The following is an 11,900-nucleotide window of genomic DNA, read 5'->3' as shown; positions in this document are numbered from 1 at the left end:
TCGCCCCCTCAACTGACTACTAACGCCAAGGAGGTCGATCATGAAAACCCTGATGAAGCTGGCTGTCGCTGCCGCCCTGCTCACCGCCCTGCCCGCCTGGGCCTGTACTCCGGAAGAAGCCACCGCCAAGCGCGAGGAACTGGCCAGGCAAGTCACCCAGCTCACCGAACAGAACCCGGCCAAAGCCAAGGAGATGAACCAGCAATTGCAGAAAATGGACCTGGACACCGAAAGCGCGGAGTTTCCCGACAAATGCCAGTTGATCGACGCGCGCCTCAAAGAGTTGAAAGAGGCTGCCGCCAAGGCCAAAAACTGAGCCTATAAAAAAACCGGACATCGTCCGGTTTTTTTATATTGCCTCAGGCTTATTCAGCGGCCGGCACTTGCGGCTTGCGGCGCTTGAGCGGGGCCATGCCGTCCTTGCTTACCAACGACAGGTTGTCGGTCTTCGGGCGGTTGGCGATCTTGCGCTTGGTCGGCGACTTCGCGCCGGCTTTCTTCTTTTCTCCCTTGGCGTCGGTCTTTTTCTTCTTCACGCCGACGGCCTTGCCCGACGCCTTGACCTTTTTCGGCCCGGTGTAGGTGCCTTTGACTTCCTTGATGGTGCGGCGCTCGAACGACTGCTTCAGGTAGCGCTCGATGCTCGACATCAGGTTCCAGTCGCCGTGGCAGATCAGGGAGATCGCCAGGCCATCGTTACCGGCTCGCCCGGTGCGACCGATGCGGTGCACGTATTCGTCGCCGCTGCGCGGCATGTCGAAGTTGATCACCAGGTCCAGGCCATCCACGTCCAGGCCACGGGCGGCGACGTCGGTGGCCACCAGGATCTTTACACCGCCGGCCTTGAGGCGGTCGATGGCGAGCTTGCGATCCTTCTGGTCTTTCTCGCCGTGCAGCACGAACGCCTTGTATTCCTGAGCGACCAGACGGCCGTAGATGCGGTCGGCGGCGGCGCGAGTGTTGGTGAACACAATGGCTTTCTGATACGTCTCGTTGGCCAGCAGCCAGTTGAGGATCTGCTCTTTGTGCACGTTGTGGTCGGCGGTGACGATCTGCTGGCGGGTGGTCGCATTGAGGTCGCTGACGTTGTTGACCTGCAGGTGCTCCGGGTTGTTCAGCACCTTGGCGACCATGTCGCGCAGGGTCGAGCCGCCGGTGGTGGCGGAGAACAGCATGGTCTGCTGACGGTTGACGCACTCGCCCACCAAACGCTGCACATCGTCGGCAAAGCCCATATCAAGCATGCGGTCGGCTTCGTCGAGCACCAGCACTTCGACTTCCTTGAGGTCCAGGTTGCCGGCGTTCAGTTGCTCGATCATGCGCCCTGGCGTGCCGATCAGAATGTCCGGCACTTTACGCAGCATGGCGGCCTGGACCTTGAAGTCTTCGCCACCGGTGATGATGCCGGACTTGATGAAGGTGAACTGCGAGAAGCGCTCGACCTCTTTCAGGGTTTGCTGGGCCAACTCGCGGGTCGGCAGCAGGATCAGGGTCTTGATGCTGACGCGGACCTTGGCCGGGCCGATCAAACGATTCAGGACCGGCAGGACGAACGCGGCGGTCTTGCCGCTGCCGGTTTGCGCCGTCACCCGCAGGTCACGCCCTTCAAGCGCGAGCGGAATGGCCGCGGCCTGCACTGGCGTAGGCTCGACAAATTTAAGCTCGGCCACGGCTTTGAGCAGGCGTTCGTGCAGGGCGAATTGGGAAAACACGGGTGCTACCTCGAAGAAATGCAAAATATCAGCTGCATAGGGTAACGGTTTCGGGCGTCCAAACCGAGTTTCTTTACGCGAGCGGTGCCAATCAGGCGTTTTTTTGTGCGTGATTGTGTCAATGACATCAACTTTGTCGCACTCAGATGCTCTAATCGCCCCCGACCTGTCTTACCGAGGAACCGCTTCATCCATGGATATCAAACAGCTTTGGCGTAACGTCCAAGACCTCTGGGGCGCACTGGATCAACACCCGCTGTTGCACGCGAGCCTGGGCCTGCTGGTATTGCTGGTGGTGGCGCTGGTACTGGGTCGGGTGGCGCGCTACCTGATCCTGCACGCGGTCAAATTGCTCGGCCGGCAACCGGCCCTGCACTGGCTCAACGACTTGCGCCACAACAAAGTCTTCCACCGCCTGGCGCAACTGACCCCGTCACTGGTGATCCAGTTCGGCCTGTACCTGGTGCCCGACCTGAGCAAGACCGCCACCCTGTTCATCGGCAACGTCGCCCTGGCGTTCACCATCCTGTTCCTGGTGCTGGCCATGAGCGCCCTGCTCAACGCCCTGCTGGACATCTATGCCCGCACCGAACATGCCCGCACCCGCTCGATCAAGGGCTATGTGCAATTGGCGAAGATGGTGCTGTTTGTGTTCGGCGCGATCATCATCGTCGCCACCCTGATCGACCGTTCGCCGTTGTTGCTGCTATCCGGCCTGGGTGCGATGTCGGCGGTGATCCTGTTGGTCTACAAGGACACGTTGCTGTCGTTCGTCGCCAGCGTGCAGCTGACCAGCAACGACATGCTGCGGGTCGGCGACTGGATCGAAATGCCTCAGGTCGGTGCCGACGGCGATGTGGTCGACATCACCCTGCACACGGTGAAAGTGCAGAACTTCGATAAAACCATTGTCTCCATCCCGACCTGGCGCCTGATGTCGGAGTCGTTCAAGAACTGGCGCGGCATGCAGGTTTCCGGCGGGCGTCGCATCAAACGCAGCCTGTTCATCGACGCCAGCGGTGTGCGCTTCCTGCGTGACGATGAAGAAGTGCGCATGACCCAGGTGCACCTGCTCACCGATTACATCAGCCGCAAACAGGCCGAACTCAAGGCGTGGAACGAAGCCCAGGGCCACAGTGCGCAACTGTCGACCAACCGCCGGCGCATGACCAACCTGGGCACCTTCCGCGCCTACGCGCTGGCCTATCTGAAAAGTCATCCGGACATCCAGCCCAACATGACGTGCATGGTCCGCCAGATGCAAACCACCGCCGAGGGCGTGCCGCTCGAGATCTACTGTTTCACCCGCACCACCGTGTGGGCGGACTACGAGCGCATCCAGGGGGATATTTTTGACTATCTGCTGGCAGTGTTGCCGGAATTCGGATTGAACCTGTATCAGCAACCCAGCGGCACCGACTTGCGCACCGCAATACTGACCTTGGCACGCGATACCCACGCCTCGCAATCCTCCGAGCATTGACAGCGATACCGGCGAGGTACTGGCAAGCGCCTCGCTCCAAGGTCTGCCACTGCTGACTCACCCGCCGTAAAAAAGCCCGCCACTATGTGTAGCCGCCACGGCCCATTCTTCAACCGGCACAGCCCACAAAGAAAATTCTTCCTACGCGTTTAGTGAATTTCACTACGTGCGCGCACTGTTTCTAATCTGTTTTTAAAAAAACCAACTGCTTAGCATCTGGGCCATCGAACCACGCCAGCAAAAGGCCCCCGCCATGTTATGGACAACTCAGCTTTCCGTTAATGCAGCAGATTTTGTATTAAGTTCGAATGCCGAAGCCCTGACCCACTATTGTGGTGCCGCCGCCTTTGCTCAACCCCAAGACTTTTATACCCAAAGCCCTTATCAGCGACCGTCGCGGCCACAGGACGTCACCGATTCAATCATTACCACCTGCCTGACCAGCGATCAACTTTCAAACAGTCAGCATCTCTTGGCACAGCGGTTATTGTTGAATATCTACGAACAGGATCTGGTCTTTTTACCCAAGGCGCCATTGGAACTGGATTTAAAGGCTTTTAAAAGTTTCTACGATCCCGTTCACGCCGCCAGTGGTAAAAAGATCCGGCCCTTGTTGGAACACTATCTATACAACTGGCTCAAGGAAGAAGTGCATATCAACGGCCCTTGGTGCCTGGAGTCCTTTATCGCCCACACCGATAAAGTATTGGACGACGTCGCTCACTCCGAGTCCAAACTCCATGAAGTGTTAACCACCAGTCGCCAGCCGGAACGTGCCGCCAGGTTTTTCATGACGCAATGTGCGGGAGACTTTCTCAGTGAAGCATCGGCGATGGCCCGCAACGTACTGGGCAACAGCGGTGTGTACACCAGCGAATTGTTCAAGATCCTGATCGACGAGTATGGCTACGGCGTCGACAAAAAGAAGCACAGCACCATTTTCGAAGACATGCTCCAGGACATGGGCATGTCCCATCACGTACACCATTACTGGCAGTTCTATACGCCGGCGTCGCTGTCGCTCACCAACTACTTCCACTACGTATCGGCCAACCACGGCGAACTGTTCCGCTATATCGGCGCGATGTACTACACCGAAGCCACGTTGGCACTGACGACCAAGCACCAGTCACGCGCAATCAAGACCATCTTCAACGGCGCCGTCTCCACGGACTATTTCGACGAACATGCCCACATCGATGTACACCACGGAAGAATGGCGCTGCAGCGCTTGATCATGCCCATGATCAAGCAGTTCGGCCCCCAGATCATTCCCGACCTTATACGCGGCTTCGAAGAGTTCAGGCTGCTTCAGGACATCGCCGACGAAGAGCTGTATGCCCATATCCAATGGCATGACGAGTTGGATCAGCATCGCGCACAGGCAGCGGCGCTGCAGGGCCAAAAACCCGTGGACCTGAGGATTACCGAGACTGAACTCGAACTGTCGGTGCTGCATACCCACCCCAATGACGAACTGTTCTGGGTCGAATCAGGCGAGCTGGAGTTTGTCGCCAGCCCCGAACTGACGGTACGCCTCAAAGCCGGCGAAGGCGTTGTGATTCCCAAGGGAATGCTGCATGGCACGCGCATCTGCAGTCCCTCCTGCACCTACACCGTAACCGCCATTTGAGTGGGCAACCCCATGAAAGCCATCAGCCTGAATATCTCCCACGCCAACTATGTGGCCGTGGAGGAACGCACCTACTTTCTCAAGCGTCACGCGTATTCGACGCAATTGCTGCCCACCAAGTGCCCCCACCGTGGCGGCCCGCTGCACATGGGCGAAGTGACAGGCGACGGCCAAAGTGTGATCTGTCCCTGGCACGACAACGCCTACAGGGTCTGCAACCTGGAAAAGAGCGCACTGCCCACCGTGCGTGTCAGGAACCGGATCAGCACGGTCGTCGGCGACACAGAGCGTTGTGTGCCGCTGCTTAAAATTTCCCGCTACGACGGATGAAGCTCATGAAGACTAAATCGACACTGACAGCGTTCTACTCAATCGTGACGCTCTTCACCGGCCTCGACATGGCGATTGTCATCGCGATGGTCTGGTTCGGCCTGGAGACTACCGGTTCGACCTTCCTGGTCGGCGCCACCTTGTGCGTGGCGACCGTCGTGCCTTATCTGTGCGAACAGTACATCGGCCGGTTCTTCACCATTGAACTGAGCCTGAAACGGCTGTTGTACATTCGCCTGGTGGCCTTTGCGGCAGTCCTGGGCTTGTCGTTTACCGAGGCCGCCCTGCTACCGATCGGCTTCCTGGCCATTGCGTTCGTAGTGGGCGTGACCGACTACTTCACCATCAGCACACTGGAATCGAAAAATACCAAGCTGGTGCTGGCCGGCCTCACCGACAGCGATACCTGCGCGCGGTTGATGCAAACCTCCATACAGATCGGTGCCTTCGGCGGCGCGCTCCTGGGCGGGTTGATTGTGGATGTGTTTTCGGTCAACCAGACGCTGCAGATCATCAGCCTGGCAGCGATTGTCTCGCTCGCGGCCATCCTTCTGGTAGCCGACAGCCCCAACGAACACGCCACCGAACAGGCCACGGCAACCTCCACCGCGCGGCCACTGGAGCTACCGCGAAACCTCTATATCCTGATCATCGTGTTGAGCATGATCGGTTTCCATATCGGCGCGTTCAACAGCCTGGTGCCCATCGTTTTTCAAAAACTCAATGAGTGGAATGCCACGCTGTTCGGGGTCGCCAGCGGCCTGGCGGGCCTGGGTGCCTTCAGCGCTGCGGTGTTGCCGCGCATCAAGCTCAACCGCTACGGCGCGATCTCGCTGGTGATACTGGCGGACGTGGCGATCGTCTACTTCCACAACCTCTACGTGATGATGGCCGCGGCGTTCCTGCTGGGTTTTTGCATCAACAGCCTGCGCATCCAATTGCGCAGAACCTTGATCGAGTCGGCGCCCAACGCAAGGGTAGCCGACGTGATCGCGGCCAAAAGCTCGCTCTACTACCTGCTGGTCAGTGGCTCGGCGCCGATGATCCTGACGTTCTTCACCACCTCCGGCTTCCTAGGACTCGAAGGCGCCCGCCTGTTGATGATCGTCTCCGCCGGCCTGTTGGCCACTGCCGTACTGGCGTGGAACCTGACCCCGGCCCCCGCGCCCACCGCCACCACGGAATAAGGAATACACGACGTGACAGTAGTGAAAACCGTATTGATCGTTGACCCGTTCTCCACGGGCAAACTGTATGCCCCCCTGCTCAACGCGCAGGGCATCCGGTGCATCGCCGTGATCTCCACCCGTGACTTGCCGGAACACTTCACCCAAGACTTGATCGCAGACAACTTTGATCAGGTGTATCACTGGGAAGAAAGCCTGTTGATCACTCTGGAAACCTTGTCGCTGAGCGCCGTGATCGCCGGTTGCGAAACCGCGATCTATCTCACCGACTACCTGACGGAGCTGCTCGACATCCCCGGCAACAGCCGCATCACCAGCGACCTGCGCCGTAACAAGTTCTCCATGCAGCAGGCATTGAAACACCACCAGTTGTCCCACATCGCCTCGCACCTGCTGAGCTCACCGAGCCGCATCGGCGAGGTGGTGGCCAAACTCGACGAGTCGGCCACCTATGTGGTCAAGCCACTGAACTCGGCCGCCACTGAAGGCGTGGTGTTTGCCCAGGGCAAGCGCGAAGTGGAAACCGCCTTGAAAAACGCCGCCTGGCAGCAGAAAAACGACCTCGGCGAAGTCAATCTCGGGTTTATCGTGCAGTCGTTCATAGCGGGGCCTGAGTACGTGGTGGATATGGTCGCCTTCGGCAGCACCTACATCGTCGCCAGCGTCTGCAAGTACACCAAGATCCAGAAGAACGGCAGCATGTTTGTCTACGAAAGCCTCGACACCCTCGACCCTCAGGCGCCCGAACTGCAACCGCTGACCGATTACGCCCGCCAGGCGGCGGCGGCCCTGGGCGTACGCGTCGGGCCGATCCATATGGAGATCATTTGGTCCGACGCCGGGCCGGTAATGATTGAGGCCGGCGGTCGCTTGCACGGCGGCATCGCGCCCCTGCTGTTCCAGCAGGTGTATCTCCCCGACTTGCTGTCACTGTCGATCGACAGCTACCTCGGCCACCCTCGCCCCCAGGCCGCTGCGGCCAGCCAGATCAGCCATGGCCGGATCGGTTTCTTCTGCTCCGATGAAAGCCGAACCTTCGAGCCGCCGTCACCCCAGGCCTTACAAAGCGCCCAGGCGGACGAAGCCTACTGCGGGCACCGGTATTTCATGCGCGCCGGCGATACCACCCCGGTCACTATCGACTTCGCCACCTGTCCAGGGCTGTTCTGGCTGCAAAGCCCCTCGGCGCAGCAACTGGACGTGAGTACCGCCAATCTGCGAAAAAAACTGTGGGCCTAAGGTTATGAGAAGCCGTTTGATTATCAAAAAGTCAGCTTGCGAGCTGGGCATCAACAATGCGTGCGCGGCCGTTATCGAGGACGTCACCGTCTCGGATGATCGGAGCTTCGTCGGGGTACTGCAGAGCAACCTGAACCACGTGGCCTCGCATCTTAACGAGCTGGATTCGAACGTCGTCTACGAAGGGTTTTCCAGGCAGCTCAAAAAACTCGGCTACGAAAATACCGTCAGCGCCAATGAGAAGCTGCTGCGACGCTTCATCGCCAAAGGCGTTTACCCCATCAACAATATCGTCGATGCCTATAACGCGGTCGCAATCCGGCATGGGGTCAGCATCGGCGTGCACACGTATCACCAGAAGGATGACATCTATGTGATGCGCTCGGACAAACCGAGGGTGCTACGCCCGCTGTTCGCCAAGAAGCCCATCACGATTCCTGTCGGCGACATCGTCTATACCTGCGGGGATGTGCCGTTGGCGAGCATCGGCAAGGTGGACGCCGATGCCCATGACTTCCGGCTGACGAAAGACTCATCGAGGCTGCTGGTGGTGATCCTGGGACATGACGACACATCGTTCCAATTCAACCAGGCGGTCATCGAAGAACTCGTGGACACCCTTCGTCAGCAAATGCCGAACCTGAGTCATCATTTTCTTGAAACCGTTCGCGATCATGCGTGAAGCCATGCCGGCCATGGCCTGGGCCTAACGCCAGGCCTTCAGCACAGGGTTGACCACCACTTCCTTCACATGCTCGATCTTCAACAGGCTTTCCTTGAACACCATCAGTTCTTCAAAGCTTCTGTAGCGAACGTCGAGCATCATGTCCACGTCGCCAAACAGTGAGTAGGCATGCACCACCTGGCTGAACTGCTGAAGCATCGGATACACGAGGTGACAGTGACTGCCATTGAGCGTCAGCATCAAAAACGCCGCTTGCAAGGTGCCATCGCCCTCCGCGACGTTGATGGTAAAGCCCAGGATGACGCCTTTTTCAATCAGCTTTTGTACGCGCGACTCTACTGCGGTTCGAGACTTGTGAACTTGCCGCGCCAATTGCGCCAGGCTGACGCGGGAGTCATCCTTCAAGGCCGCAATGATCAGTTCATCAATCTTGTCCACTCTGCCGCCCCCACACCGTTCTTTCCGATAGCAGACTTTCATCGCCGCTCACGCCGCCCAAGGCCCATCACGTCGCAGACTGTACGCCAGGCGCGGGCTTTACGCCCAATCGACTTATCCAGACCGCCGCCAGAATCACCAGGCCACCCAAGGCCAGGCGGCCCAGCGGCTCGTGCTGGTTCCAGATCAGCAGGTTGAGCAGCAGGCCCACCGGTACGTGCAGGTTGTTCATCACCGCCAGCGTGCCACCGTTGACCAGACACGCGCCTTTATTCCACCAGTACAGGCCCAGCGCCGTACTGACCAGGCCGAGGAACACCAGCACGCCCCATTGCAGCGGCGCCTCCGGCAGGAAGTCAGCCTTGCCGAACAGCAGGAACGCCGGCAACACCACCAGCAACGCGCCAAGGTAGAAGTAGCCGAAGCGTCGATAGTGCGGCAGGTCGCTCGGGTAGCGCGCCACCAGGTGCTTGTACATCACCTGCCCGGCGGCATAGGTGAAGTTGGCCAGTTGCAGCAGCAAAAAGCCCATCAGGAAGTGGGCGGTGATCTGGTCGAAGCGAATCACCGCCGCGCCCGCCACCGCTACCAGCGCGGCCAGCAGCGCCCAGAAGTTGAAACGCCGATTCAGGGCGTCCTCGATCAGGGTCACGTGCAACGGCGTAAGGATGGTGAACAGCAGCACCTCCGGCACCGTGAGCACGCGAAAGCTCAGGTAAAGGCACACATAGGTCACGCCGAACTGCAGCGCGCCGATCACCAGCATGCCGCGCATGAACGCAGGCTCCACCGAACGCCAGCGCGTCAGCGGGATAAATACCAGCCCGGCCAGCACCACGCGCACCAGCACCGCGAAGTAGCTGTCGACGTGACCGGCGAGGTATTCGCCGATCAAGCTGAAGGAAAATGCCTGAATCAGGGTGACAACCAGTAGATAGCCCATGCGCGCCTCGTTTCGAATGGGCGGGACATTAAAGCTTTTCGTCGCGGGACGAAACTGGAGGCAAAAAAAACCCGACCTCGCTATAGCGGCAGTCGGGCAGGAGCACTCAGGAGCAACAAGTGCAAAGGGAGGTTCGTTACGCGTACTTGAAGGGTTGGCGTGGAGCGATATAAACACCGGGCGATTACGTGGCGATTAAAGGATCACGCCACCTGGGCAATCAGCGCCTTGGCGTGGTTGATGCCCTTCTCCTGGAAGTCACCGCTCAGGTTCACCCCTTCGGCATGAATGAAGGTGACGTCGTGAATCCCGATGAAGGCCATGACCTGACGCAGGTACGGTTCCTGGTGATCGGAGCTGGCGCCGGTATGAATACCGCCGCGAGCGGTGAGCACGATGGCGCGCTTGCCGGTCAGCAGCCCCTGAGGCCCGGTGGGGGTGTATTTGAACGTCACACCGGCACGCAACACGTGGTCCAGCCAGGCTTTCAGCGTGCTGGGGATGGCGAAGTTGTACATCGGCGCCGCCAGCACCAGCACGTCGGCGGCGAGCAGTTCATCGGTCAATTCGTTGGAGCGGTCGAGGGAGATCTGTTCGTCGTCATTGCGCTGCTCCGCCGCCTTCATCCAGCCGCCGAGCAAATTCGCGTCCAGGTGCGGCACCGGGTTAAGGGCCACGTCGCGCACGCTGATGCGGTCCGCCGGGTGAGCGGCGCGCCATTGGCCGATGAACTGCCGGGTGAGCTGGCGGGAGATCGAATCCTGCTGACGTGCACTGCTTTCAATAATCAGAACGTTGGACATGGCTCTGTAGGCTCCATCTGAAACTGCTGTAAGTCGATGGAGAAAAGATTATCCAGGGCTGATTCGATTAAAAAGCGCAAAAAACTGCTATAACCCATCTAGAAATTTGTTGATTAACCGGCTATCCCTGTAGAGCGCTCCACCGGCGCGCTATTTCGGGGCGCACTCCAGAGCGATACGCATCTTGATAATGGAGCGGGTGAACTTGACCGTGGTGTTTGTGCTTTTGCCGGCGGGTACCGAGACATTACGTCGACGGGGCGATTCCGGACCGTTGGTGAAGACTACCGAACACTGTGCGTCAATGGTGCCGTAGTTATTCAGTTGAATCGAACTGATGTCATCGTCCACGTCGGACGCCGTGTAGTCCAGGCTCACGCCTTCGATCTTTTTGGTCACATCGATGGGGTAGGCATACGCACTCATCGGCAACAGCGCCAGCAACACACAACAGAATTTTCTCATTCGGCAGTCTCCAATAAGGACCGCCAGCTTAGGACAAGAGGAACCTATCTTGAAAGCGCCCCGCGTTACCCTCGATCAATGGCGCACGCTGCAAGCCGTGGTCGACCATGGCGGCTTCGCCCAGGCGGCCGAAGCGCTGCACCGTTCGCAGTCTTCGGTGAGCTACACCGTGGCCCGCATGCAGGACCAGCTCGGCGTGCCGCTGCTGCGCATCGACGGGCGCAAGGCGGTGCTCACCGATGCCGGCGAAGTGCTGTTGCGCCGCTCGCGGCAACTGGTGAAGAACGCCAGCCAGCTGGAAGACCTTGCCCACCATATGGAGCAGGGTTGGGAAGCCGAAGTGCGCCTGGTGGTGGACGCCGCCTACCCCAACGCCCGGCTGGTGCGCGCCTTGAGCGCATTTATGCCGCAAAGCCGGGGTTGCCGTGTGCGGCTGCGCGAGGAGGTGTTGTCCGGTGTCGAAGAGCTGCTGATCGAAGGCGTGGCCGACCTGGCGATTTGCGGGTTCAGTATCCCCGGCTACCTGGGCACCGAGATGAGCGATGTGGAGTTCGTCGCCGTGGCCCACCCCGAGCATGCCCTGCATCGCATGAACCGCTCGCTGAGCTTCCAGGACCTGGAGAGCCAGATGCAAGTGGTGATCCGCGACTCCGGTCGCCAGCAACCGCGAGATGTGGGCTGGCTCGGCGCCGAACAACGCTGGACCGTCGGCAGCCTGGCCACGGCGGCGTCCTTTGTGGGCAGCGGCCTGGGTTTTGCCTGGTTGCCACGCCACATGATCGAACGCGAACTCGCCGAGGGCGTACTCAAGCAGCTACCCTTGGAACAGGGCGGCAGCCGCCACCCGACGTTCTTTCTGTACTCAAACAAGGACAAACCCTTGGGCCCGGCCACGCAGATCCTTGTCGAATTGCTGCGCACCTTCGACACCGCCCCGCTGGACGCGCCTTTCGCCGCGCCTCGGCAAGCCTGAAACGGAGTT

Annotated in this window: 13 protein-coding genes; 8 read left to right on the top strand and 5 right to left on the bottom strand. The window is 59.4% G+C overall.

Annotated elements, in window-relative coordinates:
• Positions 1–40 precede the first annotated feature (40 nt).
• Positions 41–316 (top strand): hypothetical protein, encoded by a 276-nt coding sequence (locus tag OSC50_RS06450; protein ID WP_253508827.1) that lies wholly within the window; start codon positions 41–43, stop codon positions 314–316.
• A 49-nt stretch (positions 317–365) separates the two neighbouring features.
• Here OSC50_RS06450 and OSC50_RS06445 read toward each other — a convergent pair whose 3' ends face one another.
• Positions 366–1,712 carry a DEAD/DEAH box helicase gene (locus OSC50_RS06445; protein ID WP_253508829.1) on the bottom strand — a complete coding sequence of 449 codons (1,347 nt, stop codon included), beginning with the start codon at positions 1,710–1,712 and terminating at the stop codon, positions 366–368.
• Between the two features lie 193 nt (positions 1,713–1,905).
• On the opposite strand from OSC50_RS06445, the gene OSC50_RS06440 reads away from it, so the two are divergent.
• The 6 genes from OSC50_RS06440 to OSC50_RS06415 all read left to right on the top strand — a co-directional run bounded on the left by OSC50_RS06440 (position 1,906) and on the right by OSC50_RS06415 (position 8,266).
• Entirely contained in the window at positions 1,906–3,195 is a 1,290-nt protein-coding gene (locus OSC50_RS06440) for a mechanosensitive ion channel family protein (protein WP_266246301.1), read from the top strand.
• A gap of 610 nt (positions 3,196–3,805) precedes the next feature.
• Positions 3,806–4,828 carry an iron-containing redox enzyme family protein gene (locus tag OSC50_RS06435; RefSeq protein ID WP_266246302.1) on the top strand — a complete coding sequence of 341 codons (1,023 nt, stop codon included), beginning with the start codon at positions 3,806–3,808 and terminating at the stop codon, positions 4,826–4,828.
• A 12-nt stretch (positions 4,829–4,840) separates the two neighbouring features.
• Positions 4,841–5,158, top strand: coding sequence for a Rieske 2Fe-2S domain-containing protein (locus OSC50_RS06430; RefSeq protein WP_181076004.1), 318 nt, complete (start codon positions 4,841–4,843; stop codon positions 5,156–5,158).
• Between the two features lie 5 nt (positions 5,159–5,163).
• Positions 5,164–6,345, top strand: coding sequence for an MFS transporter (locus OSC50_RS06425; RefSeq protein ID WP_181076006.1), 1,182 nt, complete (start codon positions 5,164–5,166; stop codon positions 6,343–6,345).
• Between the two features lie 12 nt (positions 6,346–6,357).
• Positions 6,358–7,584, top strand: a complete 1,227-nt coding sequence (locus tag OSC50_RS06420) for an ATP-grasp domain-containing protein (protein ID WP_266246303.1) — start codon at positions 6,358–6,360, stop codon at positions 7,582–7,584.
• 16 nt (positions 7,585–7,600) lie between these two features.
• On the top strand, positions 7,601–8,266 hold the full coding sequence (locus OSC50_RS06415) for a phenylalanine--tRNA ligase beta subunit-related protein (RefSeq protein ID WP_181076008.1): 666 nt from the start codon (positions 7,601–7,603) through the stop codon (positions 8,264–8,266).
• A gap of 24 nt (positions 8,267–8,290) precedes the next feature.
• Here the strand turns inward: OSC50_RS06415 and OSC50_RS06410 are convergent, their stop codons facing one another.
• The 4 genes from OSC50_RS06410 to OSC50_RS06395 form a co-directional block, all read right to left on the bottom strand.
• A complete protein-coding gene (locus tag OSC50_RS06410) occupies positions 8,291–8,707 on the bottom strand; it encodes an Lrp/AsnC family transcriptional regulator (protein ID WP_181076010.1) in 417 nt (138 codons plus the stop codon).
• Between the two features lie 67 nt (positions 8,708–8,774).
• Positions 8,775–9,650: a carboxylate/amino acid/amine transporter gene (locus tag OSC50_RS06405; protein ID WP_253508841.1), complete on the bottom strand. Its 876-nt coding sequence runs from the start codon at positions 9,648–9,650 to the stop codon at positions 8,775–8,777.
• 203 nt (positions 9,651–9,853) lie between these two features.
• Positions 9,854–10,453 carry an FMN-dependent NADH-azoreductase gene (locus tag OSC50_RS06400; RefSeq protein ID WP_253508843.1) on the bottom strand — a complete coding sequence of 200 codons (600 nt, stop codon included), beginning with the start codon at positions 10,451–10,453 and terminating at the stop codon, positions 9,854–9,856.
• A 150-nt stretch (positions 10,454–10,603) separates the two neighbouring features.
• Positions 10,604–10,918, bottom strand: coding sequence for a 3-phosphoglycerate kinase (locus OSC50_RS06395; RefSeq protein ID WP_181076016.1), 315 nt, complete (start codon positions 10,916–10,918; stop codon positions 10,604–10,606).
• Between the two features lie 49 nt (positions 10,919–10,967).
• Between OSC50_RS06395 and OSC50_RS06390 the strand changes: the two genes are divergently transcribed.
• The gene (locus OSC50_RS06390) at positions 10,968–11,891 is read left to right on the top strand and encodes a PA3225 family LysR-type transcriptional regulator (RefSeq protein WP_266246304.1); all 924 of its coding nucleotides are present in this window, start codon (positions 10,968–10,970) and stop codon (positions 11,889–11,891) included.
• The last annotated feature ends 9 nt before the right edge of the window (positions 11,892–11,900 follow it).

The sequence above is a fragment of the Pseudomonas quebecensis genome (assembly GCF_026410085.1).
GTDB classification, from domain to species: Bacteria; Pseudomonadota; Gammaproteobacteria; order Pseudomonadales; family Pseudomonadaceae; genus Aquipseudomonas; species Aquipseudomonas quebecensis.
This window is presented reverse-complemented; position numbering and strand designations above follow the sequence as displayed.